Origin of the sequence: Psychrobacter sp. JCM 18903 (genome assembly GCF_000586475.1) — a bacterium.
Lineage (GTDB): Bacteria > Pseudomonadota > Gammaproteobacteria > Pseudomonadales > Moraxellaceae > Psychrobacter.
This window is the reverse complement of sequence record NZ_BAWJ01000003.1, coordinates 153,005-176,428: the sequence shown is the minus strand read 5'-3', so window position 1 is coordinate 176,428 and position 23,424 is coordinate 153,005. Positions and strand designations below refer to the sequence as shown.

12 protein-coding genes and 7 pseudogenes are annotated in these 23,424 nt (G+C 42.7%); 11 read left to right on the top strand and 8 right to left on the bottom strand.

What is annotated here, in order from left to right; all coding sequences use genetic code 11:
- The first annotated feature begins 4 nt into the window (after positions 1-4).
- Positions 5-1,137 (top strand): annotated as a pseudogene (gene nrdB / locus TT12_RS03480) (class Ia ribonucleoside-diphosphate reductase subunit beta).
- Positions 1,138-1,223: 86 nt separating this feature from the next.
- Positions 1,224-1,490, top strand: coding sequence for a class I ribonucleotide reductase maintenance protein YfaE (yfaE, locus tag TT12_RS03475; protein ID WP_045446158.1), 267 nt, complete (start codon positions 1,224-1,226; stop codon positions 1,488-1,490).
- 142 nt (positions 1,491-1,632) lie between these two features.
- Here yfaE and TT12_RS03470 read toward each other — a convergent pair whose 3' ends face one another.
- Positions 1,633-2,961 carry a S1C family serine protease gene (locus TT12_RS03470; RefSeq protein WP_045452213.1) on the bottom strand — a complete coding sequence of 443 codons (1,329 nt, stop codon included), beginning with the start codon at positions 2,959-2,961 and terminating at the stop codon, positions 1,633-1,635.
- A gap of 317 nt (positions 2,962-3,278) precedes the next feature.
- Here TT12_RS03470 and TT12_RS03465 point away from each other — a divergent pair, with 317 nt between their 5' ends.
- Both TT12_RS03465 and TT12_RS18825 read left to right on the top strand, forming a co-directional pair.
- Positions 3,279-4,112 (top strand): Nif3-like dinuclear metal center hexameric protein, encoded by an 834-nt coding sequence (locus tag TT12_RS03465; RefSeq protein WP_045452210.1) that lies wholly within the window; start codon positions 3,279-3,281, stop codon positions 4,110-4,112.
- Between the two features lie 1,065 nt (positions 4,113-5,177).
- Positions 5,178-6,385: pseudogene (locus TT12_RS18825) on the top strand (transglycosylase SLT domain-containing protein).
- A gap of 139 nt (positions 6,386-6,524) precedes the next feature.
- Here TT12_RS18825 and TT12_RS03455 read toward each other — a convergent pair.
- The 4 genes and pseudogenes from TT12_RS03455 to TT12_RS03445 form a co-directional block, all read right to left on the bottom strand.
- Positions 6,525-9,523, bottom strand: a pseudogene (locus TT12_RS03455) (LysM peptidoglycan-binding domain-containing protein).
- Between the two features lie 351 nt (positions 9,524-9,874).
- Positions 9,875-10,048 (bottom strand): hypothetical protein, encoded by a 174-nt coding sequence (locus TT12_RS16455; protein ID WP_243443329.1) that lies wholly within the window; start codon positions 10,046-10,048, stop codon positions 9,875-9,877.
- A gap of 71 nt (positions 10,049-10,119) precedes the next feature.
- A complete protein-coding gene (locus tag TT12_RS16450; protein ID WP_243443328.1) occupies positions 10,120-10,341 on the bottom strand; it encodes a hypothetical protein in 222 nt (73 codons plus the stop codon).
- A gap of 472 nt (positions 10,342-10,813) precedes the next feature.
- Positions 10,814-12,097 (bottom strand): CNNM domain-containing protein, encoded by a 1,284-nt coding sequence (locus TT12_RS03445; protein WP_087945572.1) that lies wholly within the window; start codon positions 12,095-12,097, stop codon positions 10,814-10,816.
- A 539-nt stretch (positions 12,098-12,636) separates the two neighbouring features.
- Between TT12_RS03445 and yajC the strand changes: the two genes are divergently transcribed.
- The 7 genes and pseudogenes from yajC (at position 12,637) to TT12_RS03415 (ending at position 19,651) form a co-directional block, all read left to right on the top strand.
- Complete coding sequence (yajC, locus tag TT12_RS03440) at positions 12,637-12,966, top strand: preprotein translocase subunit YajC (protein WP_045446152.1); 330 nt, start codon at positions 12,637-12,639, stop codon at positions 12,964-12,966.
- 412 nt (positions 12,967-13,378) lie between these two features.
- A complete protein-coding gene (secD, locus tag TT12_RS03435) occupies positions 13,379-15,256 on the top strand; it encodes a protein translocase subunit SecD (protein WP_045452295.1) in 1,878 nt (625 codons plus the stop codon).
- Positions 15,257-15,265: 9 nt separating this feature from the next.
- A pseudogene (gene secF, locus TT12_RS03430) lies at positions 15,266-16,518 on the top strand (protein translocase subunit SecF).
- Between the two features lie 485 nt (positions 16,519-17,003).
- Positions 17,004-17,594 carry an MATE family efflux transporter gene (locus TT12_RS16445; RefSeq protein WP_243443327.1) on the top strand — a complete coding sequence of 197 codons (591 nt, stop codon included), beginning with the start codon at positions 17,004-17,006 and terminating at the stop codon, positions 17,592-17,594.
- Positions 17,588-18,424 (top strand): MATE family efflux transporter, encoded by an 837-nt coding sequence (locus TT12_RS16440; RefSeq protein ID WP_243443326.1) that lies wholly within the window; start codon positions 17,588-17,590, stop codon positions 18,422-18,424. Before TT12_RS16445 ends, TT12_RS16440 begins: the two co-directional genes overlap by 7 nt.
- Before the next feature lie 141 nt (positions 18,425-18,565).
- Positions 18,566-19,296: pseudogene (locus TT12_RS03420) on the top strand (AzlC family ABC transporter permease).
- On the top strand, positions 19,286-19,651 hold the full coding sequence (locus TT12_RS03415) for an AzlD domain-containing protein (protein ID WP_045452206.1): 366 nt from the start codon (positions 19,286-19,288) through the stop codon (positions 19,649-19,651). Before TT12_RS03420 ends, TT12_RS03415 begins: the two are co-directional and overlap by 11 nt.
- 169 nt (positions 19,652-19,820) lie before the next feature.
- On the opposite strand, the pseudogene purF reads toward TT12_RS03415, so the two are convergent.
- The 3 genes and pseudogenes from purF to TT12_RS03400 form a co-directional block, all read right to left on the bottom strand.
- Positions 19,821-21,353 (bottom strand): annotated as a pseudogene (gene purF / locus TT12_RS03410) (amidophosphoribosyltransferase).
- Between the two features lie 317 nt (positions 21,354-21,670).
- Entirely contained in the window at positions 21,671-22,168 is a 498-nt protein-coding gene (locus tag TT12_RS03405) for a CvpA family protein (protein WP_045446136.1), read from the bottom strand.
- A 136-nt stretch (positions 22,169-22,304) separates the two neighbouring features.
- Positions 22,305-23,338 (bottom strand): annotated as a pseudogene (locus TT12_RS03400) (quinone-dependent dihydroorotate dehydrogenase).
- Positions 23,339-23,424: the final 86 nt, after the last annotated feature.

The following is a 23,424-nucleotide window of genomic DNA, read 5'->3' as shown; positions in this document are numbered from 1 at the left end:
TCTCATGACTTATTCGATTTTTTCCCAAACGCCAAACAATGCGCTAACAGAGCCGATGTTTTTGGTAATCCGGTCAACGTGGCGCGTTACGACCAACAAAAGCACCCTATCTTTGAGCAATTGATTGAAAAGCAGTTGTCGTTCTTTTGGCGTCCAGAAGAAGTCGATGTATCACGTGATCGTATGGATTATGGCAATCTGTCCTCACACGAACAGCATATCTTTATCAGTAACCTAAAGTATCAAACGCTACTCGACTCTATCCAAGGTCGTAGCCCAAACGTGGTGCTATTGCCATTGGTATCGATTCCTGAGCTTGAGACATGGATTGAGACGTGGACGTTTTCTGAGACCATTCACTCGCGCAGCTATACCCATATCATTCGTAATATTATCAATGACCCTGCTATCGTCTTTGATGACATCATGCAAAACGATCATATCCTAGAGCGCGCCGCAGACATCGCCAAGTACTACGATGACTTATATTATAACTCATCGCTATACAACCTATACGGTGCAGGCACGCACATGATCAATGGCAAGCAAATTACCGTCGATTTAAAATCGCTGAAAAAGCAGCTTTACTTATGCTTGATGGCAGTGAACGTCTTAGAAGCCATTCGCTTTTATGTGTCATTCGCTTGCTCTTTTGCCTTTGCTGAGCGTAAGCTAATGGAAGGTAATGCCAAGATTATTAAATTGATTGCTCGTGATGAAGCGCTACATTTAACGGGCACGCAGCATATTCTTAACCTCATGCGCATCGGTCGTGATGATCCTGAGATGGTCGACATTGCCAAAGAGTGCTACGAAGAAAGCATCGAGATATTCCGTAAAGCAGCTGAGCAAGAAAAAGAATGGGCAGGTTATCTATTTAAAGACGGCTCAATGATTGGTCTCAATAAAGACATTCTGTGCCAATATATCGAATACATCACCAATTTACGTATGGAAGCGGTTGGCTTGCCAGTCGCATTCCCGAATTCTAAATCAAACCCAATCCCGTGGATTAACACATGGTTGTCATCTGACAACGTGCAAGTCGCTCCGCAAGAGACGGAAATCAGCTCATACTTGGTGGGTCAAATTGACTCAGATTTATCAGACAGCGATTTTGATGATTTTGAGCTTTAGAACTTATGTGTTCATTTAAAAAATAGTTTTTGAAAGAGTATTGTTTAGAAAGTACAGAATGATAGGGAAACAAACAGGATCAGACTATGACTTGGGTAATGACGAGTAAGAAGCAATTTTACTTGCATGATGATGAAAGCTTGCTTGATGGATTGCTACGCACTGGACATGATATCAATTATCAATGTAAGGAAGGCTATTGTGGCAGTTGCCGAATAAAGCGTATCGCCAGCTCACACGTCATTGACTATCCGTTTGCGCCCCTTGCTATGATTGATGAAGACGAGATTCTGCCCTGCTGTTGCCGTGTACAGGGTGTGATTTACATCAATCACGAGCCTACTATAGAGTAATACCAACAAAAGTAGTGCTAACAAAAGTCGAAACAAAAAGCGCGTTATCTTCAAGATAACGCGCTTTTTTACTGTCTATAAACCGTTCAAGCCATTTTGACTAAGCTTATTTTGATTGAGCTTTATGTGATGAAGAGTGGCATTATAAAGGCGCACCATCTCTTTCAAATAACTGCAACAGCTCTTCACGCATACGGTCACGCTCGGCTTCTGACATCATCGGCACGTCTTGTCTCTCACCTTGTAGATTTGGATCTTCTATACCACCAACATTTTCATCAAGAATCACAACCGGACGTTCCATAGGCTCTTGTGCTGGACGCTCTTCTAACAGTATTTTGACTTGCGCATTTTTGCCACGGCGTAATATTTGCGCATTCAGCGTGGTATTCGGTGCTTTACGAGCGACATACTGAATCAAGGTATTGGCATCCGTCATCTCGACGCCGTCAATCGTCAAAATAATATCGCCGATACGCAGACCACTCTTCGCAGCAGGACTCTTAGGAACGACATTAAGCACTTCTACCCCAGTCGAGGTTTCAAGCTGCGTTGGGTCACGTAACTGTGACTGTATCTCAATCCCCAACCAACCACGGCTCACCTTACCATCTTTGATAATGGCATTCATCACTTGCTCAACGATAGCGGTAGGAATAGCAAAACCGATACCCATAGAGCCGCCAGAGCGTGAGTAAATGGCCGTATTAATACCAATTAATTCACCAAAAGCATCAACGAGTGCGCCGCCCGAATTACCTGGGTTAATCGCTGCATCGGTCTGGATAAAGTCTTCAAACTTGTTGACCCCAAGCCCAGTACGTCCTGTCGCCGAGATAATCCCTTGCGTTACCGTTTGACCGACACCGAACGGATTACCAATCGCTAATGCGACATCGCCAACTCGGATAGGTTCTTTACGGAAACCAAGTGGTGCCAAGCCGGTCATATCTACTTTAATCACTGCCAAATCACTGTCTGGATCTGTACCAACGATTCTAGCGCGGCTCTTACGACCATCATTAAAGGCGACCGTAATTTCATCGGCTTTTTCGATCACATGGGCATTGGTCACGATATAGCCATCTTCTGAGACAATCACCCCAGAGCCTAAATTGGTATTGCCCTGCTCTTCTGACGGTGCACCATGGAACTCAAAAAAGCGGCGCAACACAGGATCATTCATATAAGGATGCTCTGCCATCGTTTGCGTGGTGTAGATATTCACGACTGATCGTGAGGCGCGAGCAACCGCATTATGATAAGAAGAAATCGCTGCGGGTGTATCAGAAACAGGTGCTGACGCTTGCTGCTCAGCAGGTGTGGTTCTGGGCGGCTCCCATGCCTGCTCTGATGCCGTCTTCATACTCGCAAACAACCAAATAAATGCGGCAATCACGACTAGCAATAAAACCCAAGGTAACCATTTTAATACAGACGCCTTGCTGCTGGTGTTCCGAGATGACGACATATAAAACCTCTATAAATTTGATACAAACAGACGAAGATGAATAAGGTGAGAAGCATGGTGTATATTAGGATGCATTGAGCAGCATTTATCAAACGTTCACAGCCCACTAGATGGTTGTTTTTTTATGCACTATCTATACGGCACGCTTACATGTATAAATTATAACCGCCAATACTACCCAGTTGTAACGTATCGTGTACCATTTCAGTGAGTAGGATTATCTATCCTACTATAGCCACATGTTAAAATACTCATTATCAAAAGCCATATCTTAGCCATAAATGCTTGCCCCACTGAATCAATTATAAGGGAATACCATGACCACACACAATATCTCAACCGAGCCCTCAGATACCGCCATTACCGTTCAAGCGCTGACCACATTCTGTGATGACTATTTATCAGCAGATGCTTTTAAAGATTATGCCCCTAATGGTTTACAAGTAGATGGGGGTCGACCTATCAAGCGCATCATCACTGGTGTAACGGCTTGTGAGGCGTTGATTGATGCGGCGATTGCTGACAATGCAGACGCCATTATGGTGCATCATGGTTATTTTTGGAAAGGCGAACCTGCCCCCATCACTGGCATGAAAGGTCAGCGTATCCGTAAACTTATGCAGCATGGTATCTCTTTGATTGGTTATCATCTGCCGCTCGATGCCCATCCTGTCATTGGTAATAATGCCAAGCTGGCTGACGCATTAAACATGACCGTTATCGGCGCTTTATACCCTAGTGAGTCGCATCCAGTGGGTAATATCGCCACTTGTACCCCGCAGAATGCTCAAAGCCTCATTACTCACATTACCCAGACGCTAGGACGATTGCCATTGCATATCTCTGCCAATTATAGCGCACCGAATAGTACAAGCGCTCATATCGATAATAACAGAATTATCGAACACGTGGGCATTTGTACGGGCGGCGCACAAGATATGATCGAACAAGCTGCATTGATGGGCTGTGACGCCTTTATCTCTGGCGAAATATCAGAACGTACCACCCATATTGCCCGTGAGCTGGGCATTGATTATTTCGCTTGTGGACATCACGCGACAGAACGCGGCGGTATTCAAGCACTCGGTCACATAGTTTCTCAAGCATTTGGCATACCCGTGACCTTTGTAGATATTGATAATCCTGCTTAAACTGTGTCCTCAACTCTACTCATAGCTATCTAAATTTAGAATAATTTTCGGAAAACAATACTAATAATAATCAGTATTGTTGTCCAGTATGCATAATTTTTGCGGCTTCAATTTTCAATAGTGTACCAATAACAAGGGCATTTTTAACCGTCTATAGCCCAATTGTTAAGTTTTATCGCTAATTTCTTAACCACACTTGAATAATCCAAGGAATATCCGCATATTAATATCCGAAGAAAGAATGTCTTGTCATGAGGCTTCCCATTTATTACAGCTTCCGGTTATGGTACTTAAATGAGTATAACCGCCTAAAATCTCACTATGTTGTATAGCTATTGAGGTCATATAGATAGCGAGGTTTTGGACGGTTTACTAATAGATACACTGTGCGTGATATATTTTCAGCAGCATGGTCTATCTTGATTTAAGTGTCGCGATACTGGGTTAGCAACCGCTGATTGATAGAATGTTTGAGTAAATTTTCTGTCATTTTTTTATTAGTAATGAAAATAGCGACTTGCTTACCCTTATTGCTGGACAAAAAATTAATCACTGTTGACTCTATTACAAATGATTTGAAGAGGCTATGGTCATTAATATCAGCATAGAAAAGCTGAGTGTATAAGCACCCCGCTCATTTTATGTTTTTGTCTCAATAACTTAGTTCATGACCTTACCTATGTTTAATATATAGTTGTTTCATTCTTAGCCCCATCTATGCATCGATGAAGGAATCATCCGATTTATATCCTTCGCGGTGTTGTGCGTTCATCATTTTGTATTGATACTTTATATCGATGTTTTATATTGATATTTTGAGAGATTTTTTAGCCCTCTTATGTGATACACCGAATACGCCAGTAGATAACCAGCTAATTAAAAACTGCACCGCTACATCTGATAAAAATTCATTAGCGGCACTATTATTAAGCAAGATGACGACGCACTTATCTTATTAAGAAGTGTGTGGTTGTCTAAAATGCGACATCGATGTATGACTACTTTATAAGCCTACATTCATAAGCGTTTTACGGTAAGCAGGATGGCTAAAATCAGGAGACATCCATGCAGCGTATTACTTATCGTGTGAAAGTATCTGCGCAAGGGGCTAGACGCCGTATTTCTTATTTACTGCGTCCATCTAAACGCCAACCGAACACTAAAAGTAACATCGTTTCATCCATTACCCCGACGACATCGAGTCGTTTTTCTAGAACCAAAAAGCTGGCGCAAGTTTCTAGTATTGCCCTTCTCTCTTTACCTGCTGAGAGTCTGACGACGATGCGTGCGCCAGTGCCAGCCTATGATAACGTCATGCTAGAAAGCACGTTAACCATCGCTGCCGTCCCCGGTGACAGCACTTATTTTGCGACTGACGGTTTTCAACATGGCTTTGGTTTTGATTTGGTACGTACTTATGCTGACGAGCTTGGCGTTGATATCGATCTAAAAGCGTATGCCAATGAAGAAACTGCTCTAAAGGCGCTGAGATCGGGAGAGGTAGACATGGCATTAACAACGGCCAGTACACAGTTAAAGAGCAAGTTTAACTTATCCTCTATCAACATCAGTTGCGGCTATGACGCCAGCTTAACAAAGAATGGTTTACATCCAAAAGTCAGTTGGACGTTCAATTCATCCAATGACCCATTATCACAAAAAGCCAGTTACTTTTTATGTGACAGTATTAAGCTGAAAAACACACAAAAACTTGCTGCCTTTTACAATCAAAACTTGCTGAAAGACGCCTATAGCCAAGATCATTTCCAAAAAACGTTGACCGAAAAACTGCCTGATTATCAATCGTCTTTTGAAGAGCAAGCACGCAATTATAATCATGATTGGGAATTATTGGTGGCCATGGGTTATCAAGAATCACACCTTGATGCCAATGCTGTATCGCCAACGGGTGTGCGTGGTCTCATGATGTTGACCAATAATACAGCCAAAGCAATGGCGTCTCAGATCGCGTCGATCCCTACCAAAGTATCGGCGGCGGCGCGCGTTATTTAGAGCAAATGAAAGATGACTTTGCTGATGTGCCAAAGACAGATCGTATTTGGTTTGCGCTGGCTGGCTACAACATGGGACCAAATGCAGTAAAGAGTATTCAGCGTAAACTGCGAGATCAAGGTATTGATGATAAAAGCTGGGCGAACGTTTATGCGTACTTAGGTGACAATAAAGCTGCCAATAGTCGTTATGGTCAAGCGATGCATTATGTTAGCAACATTAGAAGTTATCTTGAAACTATCAAAACTCAAACTGTCTAGTTGATAAATATTATTAGATATTTTGAGAATTGAATTTTATAGATAAAAAAAGCTGCTCTTATAAAGAGCAGCTTTTTTGTGCAGAATGATCTGTCTTAATCGTATTTACTTAGCTATTATTCCACTAAGCCGCTTATTCTTAACGATTAGGTACAGTCAGGCGCTGACCACGCTGTAGCATCGTATCCGCCGCGATATTATTCATCTCAGCCAATTCTTGCGTAGAGACGCCATATTTACGTGCTAAGCCAATCAAACTGTCTCCTGACCCAACGGTGTAGCTCACTGTGAGCTTTGGCACTTTAAGCGTTTGTCCACGCTGTAATTGGGCATTGGTCGCGAGATCGTTGGTCGCAGCCAAGTCGTCTATCGAAACACCAAATTGACGTGCCAAAGCAATCAAGCCATCACCGGATTTAACTTTATAGCTCTCGGTGTTGCCCAATTTTTTGCCACTGCTCGCTGTGCTAGTCGCGGCAGTGCTACTAGCCGAACTACTGCTTTGGTTATTGCTACTAGAGGTCGTTACAACGCTGCCACTGGCAGGAATCGTAATCGTACGACCGAGTATCAAATTAGAGTTGGTTTTCAGGTTGTTCGCTGTTGCCAAGTCACTAAGACCGATATTATAACGTTGAGCCACGCCTATTAAAGTATCGCCTGATTTTACTTTATAACTGACAGCTTTATCATTTAGCTGACGATCAACCAATCCTTTAGACACGGGTACTTTGATGGTTTGACCACGTTGTAAGCGTGCTTTTGCATCAAAGTTGCTATTCACCGCCGCAAGCTCAGCTGGACTGATACCTACGCTATTGGCAATGCCAATCAAAGTATCGCCAGATTTTACTTTATAATTGGTGGTTGCCACCGAACTTGAGCTGCTGTTACGGCTACTAGAACTTGAGGTGTTTGCTGCATCGAAATCGACACTTGCAGGTACTTTTAGAGTTTGACCAACATATAGTGAGCTTGTAGTGCTCATATTATTGAGGCTGGCAAGTGTATCAGTTGAAACATTGAACTGACGTGCGAGAGCAATCAAGCCATCGCCCGCTTTTACTTTATAGTTCTTAGTAGCGGTGCTTGCTTTACTTGGCTTGGTCGAGGGAGCGGCAGGTGTGGTCACTGGCGCAGTCACCTTACCTGATATCAGCCATAGCTTTTGACCACGTAGTAAATCCGCTCTACTACTCAAATTATTGTAGGTTGCCAACTGAGTCACCGATAGACCAAAGCGGTTAGCAGTACCAATCAGCGTATCGCCGCTTTGTACTACATAGCTCTCTGGTTGGCTTGCCGCGGTATTGTTAGCTGTGCTTAACGGTTCGATAGTTTTTGCATTGTATAAGTATAAGGTACTGCCTGATAGCAGCTTAGAGCTGGCATCTATTTGATTCCATTCAGCGATATCGCGCCAACTGACACCCGCACGACTGGCAATATTAGACAAGGTATCACCACGCTTGACGGTATAAGTGGTACGTGCACCTTGCGGTTTTGGCTTGCTTACTGATGTTTTTGCAAAGCTAAGCTTTTTCTCTTCGCCACTGGCTTCTAGAATAGACTGCTGCGTCTGTACTGCGGATAAATTAATATTACCATCAGCATTGATCACATTGGTTTCAGGCGTGTTACTGCGAATTTGATTGGCAATAAAATCACGCTCTTCTTTGCTCAGTGGTGGTTCTTGGACAATCGTATTATTCTGTGTAATTTGAGCAGAGGTGGTCGGTAGACTGTTGCTGCTTTTTAGCTCAGCATTGATCTTGTTGGTTTCTGCCGTACTCAATGGTGGCTCAGTACGCACCGAGGCATTATTACTGTAGACAGAGCTGCTAGTAGGTGTGGCTGACGGTGATATATAACTGGTCGTTTGCTGCGGCACACTAGCACTTGCAGCATAATCAGCCAAGGCACTACCTGTCGATGGTAGTGAAGAGCCAGTATAGGGTTTGTTATTATAGCTTGGCGTCGTGGTCGTGCTACTCGGTGTGCTTGTATTACTCGATGCCAGTATATTGCCCGTACCATTGCCTCTCAATGAGCTCAATTTAACATCGGTATTAAGACTCACATCATTAGGAATAATAATACGCTGGGGACCAGAAGAATCAACACGCCCTGACGTTAAGGCCGTATTTAACCTTTCTAATTCGTCGTAGCTCACGCCTGTCATTTGCGCAACTTCAGCCAAACTCACGCCATAATTCACTGGCACACTACGGAAATGCTGACGGTTGGCAATAGCAGGCAAGTAGACACCATATTGCTCAGGCTTAGCAACAATTTCCGCTACCGCCAAGAAACGCGGTACGTAGTTCATCGTTTCAGTAGCAATCTCAGAGACCAATAATCTGTCGGTAAACCCTGAGCTCTATTAGCATCAATGGCCTTTTGCACGCGACCAGGACCCGCATTATAAGCGGCCAATGCTAACTCCCAACTGCCAAACTGGTTATGTAGTGCGGTCAAGAAGTCATAAGCGGCGCGAGTTGATTCGATGACATCACGGCGACCATCATAGGTACTGCTTTGATTCAAACCATAAATACGACCCGTACTTGGAATGAACTGCCATAAGCCTGCTGCTGCCGCACTACTGGTACCACTTGGATCGTAAGAGCTCTCAATGACAGGTAACAAAGCCAGCTCTGTCGGGATATTACGACGCTCAGCTTCTCGTACGGTGTGATAGATATAGCGACTGGCACGTGCAGTTAAACGATTTAAATAGTCTTGTCGACTGGTAAACCAGCTTTTTTGCCCTTCAATACGCTGATTATAAGTCGGCTGACCGCCATTCATACGATAGCCAGCACGTAAGCGACTCCATAAATCACCATACTGCTGAATAGCAAGTTTGTTGCCTTCCACCATAGTCATGTCAGTGGCTTCGAGTAAATCGGCTAACTCATCCAAGCTATCTGCATCTAAATATGCCGTTGAATAGTCCGTACTGCTGCTTGCTGCAGGCGCTTTAGTAGCTGGGCGTTTAGTAATAACAGATGAGCTATTGGTCGCACCCTTTTTTACCGCTGACGTATTGCTACAAGCACTGATAAGTAGAGTTGATACCGCAAGCGTCAATGGCAACGCAATAAATGAGCGAGATTTTGATAGCACAGTAGACATGATATTGGAAGTTTCCTAACGACAGAAAGTGATAAGATAAAGTTGCTTGCTAGTATAGTATGCAATGTGAAGCAAAGACCAGTCTAATATAAAAAGATAATCATCATAAGTTGAGTTAATTTTTAGACCTCTCACGAAATGCAATCAATCATTTAATTATTCAACATTGTGAATCTGTATGGTTATTTATGATGGAATGCTTAGCTTTCGAAGAGCCTGATTAATGCACTATTTTCTTTGATTATCCACTGATCAAGACGTTTCTTAATCAATGGATAATCAATTAATACCTAATTACTGATAATGCCTAATTGCTGACTAGCTAGTACTGGGTTATTGGTCGAGTAACGATTAATTAATCGTTACTTGTGATACGGCACGTAGCAGCACCGCATTACCAGTCGATAACGTCAGCGTCACTCTTGAGGTAGTGACAAATGAGACATTTTTACCATCTTTCACCCAGCTCTCATTGGTCGTTACATTGGCTTTGGCCTGATCGCCCGTAATAACGATGTTATCCACAGAAATATCATAACGGTAATTAGAGGTGTTATTCCAACTATTTTGCAACAACTTTAAATAAGCATCTTTATCTAACTGGTAGATTTACCTTTTCTAGATAATGAAATCAGTGCATCGTCAGAGACAAGACGCGCGACCTGATTGACATTTTGGCTATTCGCTGATGACTTCATTGCTGCTATATAGTTCTGCACCAAAGCTTCGGTCATGGCTGCCGCTTGTGCACTGATACTCACAGTACTTACAACGGTCACTACCGCCGCCACGCTGGCACTTTTTAGCAATAATGCCAAAAGCCCTTTTCCCCATAATCGTTTCATCATAATCCTTAGCAATGCTGTTATCGTTGTTGCCATCTTTTGATGACTAACGTTTTTTATTGATTAAATATAGTAGTCGTTTATTACTCATTAACATCATGATAAATGAAGCGAGCACTGGCTAGCGTGTGCCCTCTTCATTCTACTTGTGAAAAATATCTGTTTAATCATCACCTACTTATTAATGATGACAGCGTACTTTTACCATAGAGTGAGACTATCATTCAATTCTCACAGCTATGTGACACCCTGTGTAATTATTGCGAATACTAAAATACCAACCATATGGCACAATTATTTCTGGAAATACAAATCACTGCCCATCGTTATCATAAATACAAAATATATTAACTGAGCCACTTACGCAGTACACGACTCTGTTTTCGCCCTAATTTTAGATCGCTTTCTGTCAATTTAATTCTAATTTAATAAGCCAAACTGAAGCTTACTTAGCGTCCGTACTATTATCTTCGTATTGTTGTTCATCATCACTAAGCTTCATACCCAATCGCTCTACTCGTCTGTCCATCATTTGTCGAGCCAGTGCTTGCATGTCTTCGACGCGGTCTATTTCATCCACAATCTCAAGTCCCAATAAAGTCTCAAACACATCTTCTAAAGTAACCAAACCTTTAACTTCACCATACTCACCGACTGTAATAGCGATATGAATACGGTTTTTTAGCATCAGCTCTAACAAATCAAACAGTTTCATTTTTGAAAAAACAAAAGTAATGTCACGTTTAAACTGAGTCAACGGCTTGTGCATCGCATGATTTACTTTGGCTAATAACATGTCTGTTTTTAATACAAAACCTGTGATGTTATCCAAGTCACCATCATAAATTGGCAGTCGTGAAAACGTCAGTTTTGGGCGATCAACCAATAATTCAGCGACTGTTTTGTTTTCTTCAAACGCTAACATCACCGAACGCGGGGTCATGATATCTTCGACTTTAATCGCACCAAATGCCAGTAAATTGCGAATAATGCGCGATTCTAATGGGTCAATCTGTCCTGACTCTTCACCGATGCTGGCAAGTGCCGCAAATTCACGACGACTGAATGCTTGGGGTTCTTTGCCACGTACTAGCAGTTTGGTTAACTTTTCTGATATCCAAATAAGTGGATACAACAGCAGAATAATGCCTCGAACGAAATAAGCGACCATACCGCTTAGTTGACGCCAGTACAGTGTCCCAAGCGTTTTTGGAATAATTTCAGATAAAAACAAAATCGCCAAGGTCATAATGGCAGAAAACAGTCCAAACCATGCACTACCAAACACAATCGTAGCTTGGGCACCAGCACCGATAGAACCTAATGTATGAGCCACTGTATTCAAAGTCAAAATAGCCGCTAATGACTGATCGATGTTATCAACCTTTAAGCGTCTTAGCATATTTGCTTTTTTCGGATTGCTTTCTTGAACATCAGCGATATAAGACGGCGTCATGCTCAGTAATGCAGACTCAGCCAATGAACAGACAAACGAGATACCGATGGCGACAACCACAAAAAGTATGAGTAATAACACACTGATCGCGGTCGGCTCTGCTAAAGCATCAGCGGCAAAAGCTGGATAAGGCAATAGTAGCATCGCCGTCAGCGCTGATAACCCAGCAATTGAATTGGTACGACGAAGACGCTTTGAATAGCGTGATGTCGGAGGAGGTTTAGCAGACGCTTCTTTACAAGCGCGCGGACGACACAAACGAGGTACAAACATAAAAGTGGTAAACAAGTTAGGTAACCTAAACAGAAAAAAGTAAAAGGGATAATAATATAATGAGCAAACGATACTAAATCATTAAAAACAAACATGATTAATTAGCTATTAGTTATCTGCTAAAACGATGGTAACTCGCTGCTCAAAACTGATTTAGCAGCAGATAATAGGATCTATTATATACTAATAAACCGTATGCTAAATGCAGGGAATTATTGCCATTTGATAGTAGCATTGATGATGTCATTTCACAATAAGACGCTATTGTTAAGTCTTTGTTTTTTGGTATCCTTGATCATACCTTTTGCTACGCTACTACTACCTAGCATCCATTCGCTGCTTGAATTTTGTTATACTCTCAGCGCTTTGGCGTCACTTATATGAGGTGGCAAAAATATTGCCGCAAAAAGTAATGACCGCTAGCATGCCATTACCTTAAGAAAAACATACTCAGCCTATGATTAACAGTTACCAAGTCTGGGATTTTTTGTTACTATGCGTTTAATTTTATTATTATCTATGACTTACTGAGAGAAATTATGTTGTTATTTATTCAAGCTGCCCATGCTGCACCAGAAGCTGCTGGTGCGATGTCACTATTTAGTCAAATACTATTGCCTGTTGCTTTTTTTGCGATTTTTTACTTCTTAGTCATTCGTCCACAGTCTAAGCGTACCAAAGAACATCGTGCCATGGTTAATGCATTGACTGTCGGTAGCGAAATCATTTTTGCTGGTGGTTTGATGGGCCGTATCAAAGCCATTGAAGGTGACTATGCGGTGGTCAGCCTAAACAATAATACTGATGTTAAAGTACAACGTGCTTCTGTTATTTCAGTGTTACCTGCTGGCACAATCGAAAGCGTTTAATGATTGATTGAAATATTAGTCGCGTTTTATTGATGATTACTAATCTGTCATTAATAAATATAGTGATTAATACAGTGCCTAAGAATGACCGTACCTTATTTACGGTCATTTTTCGCTATAGAGCAATGATGTAAAAACAGTCTCATAGAGTATAGACAATTTATGTTTATGCTTTTGACCATGCTGTCTTTATTAATTTTATCAGTGATATTTTGCTGACTATATATTTTTGATGACTATATAAAGATACCTCTGTATTATTTGCTCTACTGTTTTACTATCATCGCGGATGATCGCAATGGTGCATGATGACGACTGCTATATACAGCATTCAACCATTGCTATCGCTAACTTCCCATCTGCTAACTTGTGGCCTACGTCGCCAGTCGTTTATCAACCTAAAGAAGTGATTATGCAATATCCCGCTTGGAAATACTTACTTATTGCCGTCGTGCTAATCATTGCCGGTCTATATGCTGCTCCTAACCTCTATCCTGATGAACCTGCCGTGCAGATTACAAGCGCCGCTGCAGGTACACAGCTGTCTGAAGGTATCTTGACTGAGTCTCAAAGCTTGCTTGAAGAGGCTGGCATCAATAACCACGATGGAACCTTTGAGGGCAACAGTGCACTGGTACGTCTTGACAATCCAGTCGATCAGCTCAAAGCTCAGGAAGTACTGCGTCAAAACTTGGGCGAAGACTATGTCGTCGCGCTTAACTTGGCGCAAACGACGCCGCAGTGGCTACGTGATATCGGGGCAAAACCGATGAAGCTCGGCCTTGATTTACGTGGCGGTGTGCGTTTTGTACTAGAAGTCGATATGGACAAGGCGCTTGAACAGCGTTTGACCAGTGCCAGTCGTGACATGCGTCGCGAGCTACGTGCCGAGCGGATTGCGATCAAAGGCATTAAGACCGAAGATCGAAGTGTGGTATTACATTTCGCTGATACAGATGCTCGTAACCGTGCACAGAATGTTTTGCAAGGCTCAATGGGCAATACGTTTAGCTTGCAATCTTCTATTGATGAGCAAGGTCCTGCACTGATTTTAGCGTACAACGATGCAACGCTTGATGAAATCAACAGCTATGCGGTCAATCAGAACTTGACCACCCTTCGCAATCGTATTGCTGAGCTTGGTGTGACTGAAGCTTTAGTACAGTCTCAAGGTGCTAGCCGTATCGTCGTCGAGCTTCCTGGCGTACAAGATACTGCTGAGGCAAAACGTGTCTTAGGGCGCACTGCAAACCTTGAGTTCCGTATGGTTGCTGAAGACAGCGAAAACTATACAGGCGGCATCCCTCCAGCGGGTACCGAAGCTTTCCCGTTTGAGACGCTTGATGGTCCGCCGGTACTGCTTGAACGTCAAGCGATTGTCACTGGTGATAAAGTCACCAATGCTCAAACTGGTGTGGATGAAAGCGGCTCTCCTGAAGTGAGCATTACTTTAGATAGTGCTGGTGGTAAGCTCATGCAAAATGCCACTCGTACCGCCGTTGGCAAACAGATGGCCGTGTTGTTCATCGAAAACAAGCAAAGAATCACTTACGAAGAAGATCCAAAAACTGGCGAAACTGTTGAAGTTAGAACGCCTTATGCTGAGACCAAAGTCATTAACCGTGCCAATATTCAAGCGGTCCTTGGCTCCTCTTTCCGTATTACTGGGCTAGATAGTAGCGCGGAAGCTGCCGAGCTTGCACTACTGCTACGCTCAGGCGCACTTGCCGCACCGATGTACTTTGTAGAAGAACGCACTATTGGCCCATCATTAGGTCAAGACAATATTGATAAAGGTCTATTCTCTACGCAAGTCGGTTATCTATTAGTGTTTGCGTTTATGATTATCTTCTATCGTCTATTTGGCGTGATTGCCAACGTGGCGCTGGCCGTGAACGTTATTATCATCATTGCTATTATGTCAATCTTAGGCTCTTCACTTACCTTGCCTGGTATTGCTGGTATCGTTTTGACCATCGGTATGGCCGTCGATGCCAATGTACTGATCTTTGAGCGAATACGTGAAGAGCTAGCAAACGGGGTACGACCCAAATCCGCCATCGTGGCAGGTTTTGATCGAGCCTTTAGTAGTATTTTCGATGCCAACATCACCACCCTATTGATTGCTTTTATTCTATTTGCAATTGGCACGGGTCCGATTAAAGGCTTTGCGGTTACATTGGCTATTGGTATTGTCAGCTCACTATTTACCGCTATTATGGTGACACGTGCGCTGGTACAGATTGCTTATGGTAAGCGTAAATCTATCAAACGTTTGAGCATCGGTTAGGAGAACATTATGACGATTGATAAGAACAATCCTTTAGAACAGCAGAATAATCCAGATCGAGATGGTTCAAGTGGCTCAAATGTTGAGGCAAGCACACACCGCCGTAAAAAACCACGCCGTGATGGGAAAGGTAGTAATACCAAAGCCAATAACCCAACTACCGCTAAATCAAAAAAAGACAAAGCTCTGAGCGGTAGTAAGGATGCGGGTAAAGAAAGTCAAGCACTGTCAGCCAATCCTGATGTAGAATCAGGTGATGCCGCTGATGATGCGGCTGCAATCGCTGAAGGCGGTATCAAAGCCGTTGGCAACCAGCGTATTATTCCGTTTATGAAGATAGAAAAGCCAATGGCACTTTTATCTCTATTGATGGTTATTGGTAGTATCATTGCAATTGCAGTAAACGGTCTAAACTTAGGACTTGATTTTACGGGTGGTGTGTCCGCAGATGTGCGTTACGAGCAGCCTGTTGAGCAAGTTGAAGTCGTACAAGCATTGGCCGATAATGGCTTTGATGATGCGTGGTACAATATCTTGGTACGCGAGAAGAACTCCTCGTACGCTTGCCACCACAGTCTGATAACGTAGATGGCCTTAACAGTAGCCTGACTAAAGCATTAACCCTGCCTAATAATAATGTTGAAATCAGTAACGTTAATATTATTGGCAGCCAAGTTGGTAATGAAATTTATCTAAACTCAGTCATGTCACTGGTATTAGCATTGGTCTGTATGTTGGGCTATGTTGCCTTACGTTTCCAATTTAAACTCGCTCTTGGTGCGGTATTATCGCTGTTTCATGATGCTATCGTGACCATTGGTGTTTTTGCGTTATTTGGTTTCCCATTTGACTTAACCGTCTTGGCGGCCGTCTTGGCACTGGTTGGTTATTCTATTAATGATACAATTGTTGTGTATGACCGTATCCGTGAAAACTTCCGACGCGTTCGTGGTATCACACCTCGCCAGACAATTGATTTGTCTTTGACAGAGACGCTGCGCCGTACCATTATGACCATTTCCACTGTTTTACTGGTCGTACTTGCTATGCTATTCTTAGGCGGTGATGGACTATATTGGTTCTCAGTAGCGCTCTTCATTGGTCTGCTTGCTGGTACATATTCATCAACGTATATTGCAAGCTCGATTCCATTACGTATGGGTCTGTCACGCGATGACTTTATTGTGAAAGTAAAACCTGAGTTTGAAGAAGAAATTGTTACGTTCAATGATCCAAAAATGTTTGAACAAGACAATGCTTAATAAATTTTATACTTTCTCAAGCTAATCGCTAGGGTGTGTCCTCATTTTGAAAATGGTGATAAAAATGAGATAAATCGCAGCTAAACAAGGAAAATAGTACAGTTAATATCGAGATATGAACCAGCTATTTGACGCAGTTTGGCAAAGATTTAGCCATTTTTAGCCCATTTAAAGTTTCATGCTCAGATTTAGGACATACCCTAGCTAAGATAGTATTTAAGCAAGCATCAAAAAAAGCACCTGACTCGTGAATAATGAGTCTAGGTGCTTTTGTCTTTGTAGCTATTTTTGCCTTGAATATCATACCTACTAAAGCTAACTCCATTTAAAACAGAGTCAAGGCAACAAAGTACAAATATATAAGCCATACTTCAAGTAAAGTTAACGCCGTAACGCCTTTATAGTGAATTGACTATACGGTAATGTCATAGCGTTAATGACATTAACTCTGCCCTTCTTGTTTTTCAGCGATAAACGAGCCAAAAATGCCAATGACCACCTCGCCACCTAGTGCTATGCCACCGATTGATACTCGCTATACACGTATCATTGCTATTGCGTTGCCCGTGTTATTGGCCAACCTAGCCATGCCACTACAAAGCGTTATCGATACCGCGATCGTGGGTAACATGAATGACACGGCTAAACTTGCTGGTATGGGCTTGGCGATACAGTTATTATCTTTATTACTCGTGAGTTTTAACTTTTTACAATATGCCTCGTCTGGGCTATCGGCTCAAGCGCTAGGACAATCGGTCAATCATGCTGATAATTCTACTCATACCACAAAATCGTCAAGCCAAACTCAATCACCCCTACTATCAATCTTGCAACGTGCCTTGTTATTAGCGTTTGCTATCGGGAGCATTCTGTTACTGGCAAAGCCTTGGTTGATAGATTTTGGCTTGCAAGCCCTATCGGCCAACCCCGAAAGTGGGCAAGCGGCAAAGACTTATTTGGATGTACGCTTTTGGGGCGTCATCGCTGAGCTAATGAATTTTGCCTTTATTGGTTGGTTTGCTGGTCAGGGTAAGACTCGCTACATGCTTTACCAGCAAGCTTTATCGCCATGCTGAATATCATTCTGACTTTGTTTTTTGTCTACGGTATGCAGATGGGATTGGTTGGGGTGGCGTTAGGAACCACTATTGCCTTTTGGCTAGGCGTGATACTAGCGTTGTGGCTCAGCCGTCAGCATTTGCAAATATCTTGGCAAGCCTTATTCACTGCCGACAAGCAACATTTTTCTAAAGAAAAAATACTTAGGCTATTTTCATTAAATAAAGATATTTTTATCCGTACTCTGATCTTGACGTTGAGTTTCGCTTGGATTACCCGCTTGTCGGCTCAAAGTGGTGACGTCATCCTAGCCGCCAATGCTATTTTGCTTCAAGTATTAAGTATCTCAGCCTTTGCTCTTGATGGCGTGGCAGTATCAGCTGAGACGTTAAGCGGTCAAGCAGCAGGACGACGGGATTGGCCACGTTTTCGTATTATCGTCAAGCGCACTGGTATCGTCAGTTATGGTCTAGCGATTACCTTAAGTGCGATATGGTGGCTTGCAATGCCAACATATTTGCAATTTATGACCAATATTGAGTCCGTTTTTACGTTGGCATATGAGTACCACCTTTATGCGGTATTACTACCTCTCGTTGGCGTTGGTGCCTATTGGCTAGATGGTATATTTTTTGGCTTAACTGCCGGCAATGTGATTCGTAACGCAGCTTTGATACTCGCCGCTATCTTTTTTCCACTTAGCTGGGTGCTCTACCAACAGTGGGATATGACTGGTATTTGGCTAAGCGTGTGGTGTTTGTTATTACTTCGGCTGATTATTTTGGGTGGCTTCTTGTACCGAGCTCATCAAACAGCCAGCTATGAAAAACTCCAACCAACTGTGTAATGTTCTTCGATTAAGTGCATTTTTTCTAGGGTGTTTTTGCCATTGCTCGGGCTTGTCTTCATTTTAAAACCAGTTTTATAACATTAATCTTTCCGCAAAATATTAATAATAACCAAAAAACAGCAAAAATTAGGATATCATGTGACTACTCATTCAAAAGAATTACATCAACAGCATGAGACCAGCTACGACTGGGCGGCGGGGTTCAAAAACAGCCTACCTGTGGCGATGGGCTATTTACCTGCAGGTATCGCCTTTGGTGTGCTGGCACAAGTTGCCGGTATCCCTGTGTGGGCAACGATTATGTTGAGTATTGTACTGTATGCGGGCGCCGCTCAATATGCTTGTTTGCCGATGCTGAGCGCTGGTTTACCGATTGGTAGCATCGCAACCAATATTGCCGCTATTAATTTACGTCATGTATTTTATGGTATGCCATTATTGCAATACCTACCAGAACATAAGCTTGCCAAAACCTATTGCCTATTTGCCCTGACTGATGAAACTTTCTCTGTTATGACCAGTTTACCTAATGAGTCAAGACAAGCGTTGATACTACCATTGAGCTTATTTAATCAAAGCTGGTGGGTACTAGCGAGCACTATTGGTGTCATAATCGGCAGTACTCTGAGCGATTTAGTACACATTTGGATTTTGCCTTAGTCTGTCTGTTTGCAATCTTAGCTTATGAGCAGTTCCAAAGTATCAAACGTTATTTCCCCATTGCTATTGCTGTCATTTCTTTAGCAGTGGCCTCCTTATTTACTAGCAATTGGTTGTTATTGGTGGCAATCACCATCTGTATGCTATTGATTTTAGCTCGTGGGTTTTGGACGCAGCGTAATATGACAGGAGCCAACAATGACCAGTAGTTACCTTATTTTCGCAACCTTTGCGATGGCCGCCGTGACCTTTATTACCCGCGCGCTACCTGCCTTAATACCCAGAAAGCTGTTAGACACACCTTGGCTGCATCGGCTCAATGAGAGCTTGCCACTATCAGTCATGGTATTGCTTATTTTGACCAGCCTTTCTTATCAAAATTTATCGGCAACGACTGGGCTAAATAATGCTGAACTCCATTTATTGATGGCGCAAATTGGTGCCCTTATTTTGGTGTTGTTCGTTTATCATATCAGCCGTCAATTATTGGTCAGTATGGTCGTTGGCATCGCCGCCATTAATGGCTTGCTATGGGTATTTACTAATTTTTTAAGTGGATACTAGAAAATTGATAAATACGTGAATGGATAACAGCTTATAGTTCATATGAAGAATTTTAAACCCTGTAATTGAACTATATTTAAAATAAAAAAAGGCTGGATTCTTATGAGAATCCAGCCTTTTACTTTCTCAAAGTGCTGCAAAAAACTGATACTTTTAAGAAATTGATAACTTAAAGCTCTTCGACGCCCATCATATCAACTGGGGTATCAGCCACTATCTGTACGCCTTTTTTGCCCGTCTTGGCAGTGTCATTACGCTGCTCTTGTAGATGCTCAAGATACGCTTCATTGATCTGCCCAGTGATGTAGCAACCATTAAATACGGCACAATCAAAACCTTCAACTTTGCTGTACTTGGTATCTTTTACCGCATCAATCAAGTCGTCCAAATCTTGGAAAATCAATCTATCCGCACCGATGATATCGCGCACTTCTTCTACCGTATGACCTGAGGCAATAAGCTCACTGCGTACTGGCATATCGATACCATAGACGTTTGGATATTTAACTGGTGGCGCGGCGCTAGCAAAAAATACTTTATTCGCGCCAGCATCGCGTGCCATTTGGATGATTTCATGGCAAGTGGTACCACGAACGATAGAATCATCAACCAACAGAACGTTTTTACCTTTGAACTCAAGTGGTACGGCGCTGAGTTTTTGACGAACTGATTTTTTACGTTGTTGTTGACCTGGCATGATAAAGGTACGACCGATATAGCGGTTTTTCATAAACCTTCACGGTACTTAATATTCATTTTTAGTGCCAGCTCCATCGCTGACGTACGCGAGGTATCTGGAATAGGAATCACCACATCGATATCGTGATCTTCGCCCCATTCAGCAAGGATTTTATCAGCCAGCTTTTCACCCATACGTAAGCGTGCTTTGTAAACTGAGATGTTGTCCATGATAGAATCTGGACGGGCAAAATACACATATTCGAAGATACAAGGCGTGTATTCTTGCTGCTCAACACACTGATGGGTATGTAATTTATGATCTAAATCAATGAATATGCTTCGCCAGGTTTTACATCACGGATAATACTAAATCCTGATCCTGTCAGTGCAACTGACTCTGAGGCAACCATATACTCGGTGCCGCCATTCGGTGCCATGCGCTTACCAAAAATAAGCGGACGAATACCGTTTGGATCACGAAATGCGAGCAAACCATGACCAGTAATCAAAGCGACCACACCATAAGCGCCTTCGACGCGACCATATACAGCCGTGACTGCTTCAAAAATATCAGCAGGCGTTGCTTTGGTTTTACCAAGTTTTGCATTTCATGGGCAAGTACGTTTAGCAATACTTCTGAATCTGAATCGGTATTAAGATGGCGGCGATCTTCGATGTATAAAGACTTGGCTAAACTCTCAGCATTGGTCAAGTTACCATTGTGTGCAAGGGTAATACCATAAGGTGAGTTGACATAAAATGGTTGAGCTTCGGCACTGCTCGACGTGCCTGCTGTTGGGTAACGAACGTGACCGATACCGAACTTACCAACCAGTTTCATCATATGACGATTCATAAAAACGTCACGTACCATGCCATTTTCTTTACGTAGATAAAGTCGTCCATCTTGCAAAGTGACAATACCCGCTGCATCTTGCCCACGATGCTGTAGCATCGTCAAACCGTCATAAAGAATCTGATTGACTGGTTCGTGAGCTGCAACTCCAATGACTCCACACATAATAGCTATATCCTATTTTGACTCATTAATTAGTACTACAATAGTGGCAAGACTGCTAACAGTAGATTATCAAAAATGCGTACTGTTACTCACCGACGACCTGATGATTGTTGTTCAGAATTTAACGAATATTTATCTTTTGACTATTAACAAAATGCACTATTTATTGGCATTTGTGGTCTCTAAATGCGATCAAATAATTTTTTATCAAGGATAACTTACAAAGAGGATATGATAGAGGCGATAACCTCTAGCACCACAAACCCAAGCTATCAGCATCGAATCATTGAGACATTAAAGGCTAACCGTAAAAATACTTACGACTGATTGACTTGATCCCAAGCCATACCTAACACATCTGAGACCAACGCTTTACCCATCGGGGCATAAGGCAATAGCTCAGGCGCGAGCACTGACGTTTGCCATTGTGGCATTTGCACCAGTAACGGCGCACTGACGCTAAGCACAACTAAGACCATCAGTACATTTTTAGCAGCGCCCAGTACACCACCTGCCATTTTATCAACGACACCCAAGCGTAAGGTTTTAAGCACGCCTGAGAATACAAATGCCACTAAGTGCATGATGGCCAATATGATTATCACTACCAATAAAAATGCCATTGCCATTTGTAAAACAGGGTTTTGTACCATGCCTGATAGTTGCGGCGAAACCACTCCTGCCAAACGTGTGGCAGCGATCAGGGCAATAAACCAACCGACTAGACCAACGGCTGTTTTAATCAATCCGACTTGAAAGCCGCGCCATAAGCCGATCAAAACAACAATAGCAATCACGATATCCAGACCACTCATGTTCTACGCCTCATACCTTATCGATTTTTATCGGATGTTTACTTTCGTTTTTGTGACACATTAATCTTTGATGACTCAGCTCAAAATACAGTCGTCTTGTGCATCTGATAGATAATGAGCTAGGGATATTAATCCGCTATAGCTCCATCGCGTCGTAATAGCCACCGATTGCTTGAATACAAGACTGTACCAGCCCAGGACCACGATAAATGAGCCCAGTATAGAGCTGCACCATATCTGCACCCGCTTCGATTTTTTTGACGGCTTTTGCACCACTGTCAATACCGCCGACGCCTATTAAAGCGACTTTACCATCTAGCTGATCGGAGAACTGTTGTAAAATTTGGGTACTAATGTGGCTGACTGGGCGACCGGATAGACCACCTGCTTGCTCACCATCAGGTAGGTCTTCAACACCAACACGGCTCAACGTTGTATTGGTCGCAATCAACCCATCTATCTCAAAATCGAGCAATTGCTGCGAGATATAATCCACTTGTAGCGGCTCTAGATCAGGCGCAACTTTCAATACCAGTGGCACATAAAAACCATATTCAGTGGCTAATTGGCTGTGACGATTTTTAATCGTATCCAAAAGCTGAGTCAATGCCTCGCCACTTTGTAAATCACGCAGATTCTTAGTATTTGGTGAGGAGATATTAACGGTGATATAGGAGGCATGCGGATAAGCACGCTCTAAACAATAGACATAATCATCGGCGGCTTGCTCTACTGGCGTATCGGCATTTTTACCAATATTAATCCCAATATTGCCTTTGTATTGACAGCGCTTGACGTTTTCAATCAGATAATCGATACCTTGGTTATTGAAACCCATTCGATTGATGATAGCATCCGCTTGCTTGATTCTAAACAACCTTGCTTATCATTGCCTATTTGCGGTCTTGGCGTGACCGTGCCCACTTCTATAAAACCAAAGCCAAGCTCAGCCAACGCATCGATATAATCACCATTTTTATCCAGTCCTGCCGCTAGGCCGACCGGATTGGTGAATTGCAAGCCCATGCAGTCTGTGGGCTGCATTGACTGACCGTATACCAAACCTAAAACACGTGCTTTATGAGCTTTATCTAATAAAGATAAGGTCATCTCGTGGGCGTGCTCTGGATCCATCTTAAACAAAAAAGGGCGAAGTAAGGCATAAGACATAGTAATGGCAGACCCTGCTCGAAAGAAATAGTGAGTGAATAGTGCGAATAAAATCAAGCGCTGCGATTATATCAGCTTAACAGAAA

Bases quoted from the DNA above. Each gene is read 5' to 3' on its own strand.
- TT12_RS03470 (WP_045452213.1), bottom strand. From the start codon at position 2,961: ATGTCGTCATCTCGGAACACCAGCAGCAAGGCGTCTGTATTAAAATGG.
- TT12_RS03465 (WP_045452210.1), top strand. From the start codon at position 3,279: ATGACCACACACAATATCTCAACCGAGCCCTCAGATACCGCCATTACC.
- yfaE (WP_045446158.1), top strand. From the start codon at position 1,224: ATGACTTGGGTAATGACGAGTAAGAAGCAATTTTACTTGCATGATGAT.
- TT12_RS03415 (WP_045452206.1), top strand. From the start codon at position 19,286: ATGACCAGTAGTTACCTTATTTTCGCAACCTTTGCGATGGCCGCCGTG.
- TT12_RS03445 (WP_087945572.1), bottom strand. From the start codon at position 12,097: ATGTTTGTACCTCGTTTGTGTCGTCCGCGCGCTTGTAAAGAAGCGTCT.
- TT12_RS16440 (WP_243443326.1), top strand. From the start codon at position 17,588: ATGCTGAATATCATTCTGACTTTGTTTTTTGTCTACGGTATGCAGATG.
- TT12_RS16445 (WP_243443327.1), top strand. From the start codon at position 17,004: ATGCCAATGACCACCTCGCCACCTAGTGCTATGCCACCGATTGATACT.
- secD (WP_045452295.1), top strand. From the start codon at position 13,379: ATGCAATATCCCGCTTGGAAATACTTACTTATTGCCGTCGTGCTAATC.
- yajC (WP_045446152.1), top strand. From the start codon at position 12,637: ATGTTGTTATTTATTCAAGCTGCCCATGCTGCACCAGAAGCTGCTGGT.
- TT12_RS03405 (WP_045446136.1), bottom strand. From the start codon at position 22,168: ATGAGTGGTCTGGATATCGTGATTGCTATTGTTGTTTTGATCGGCTTA.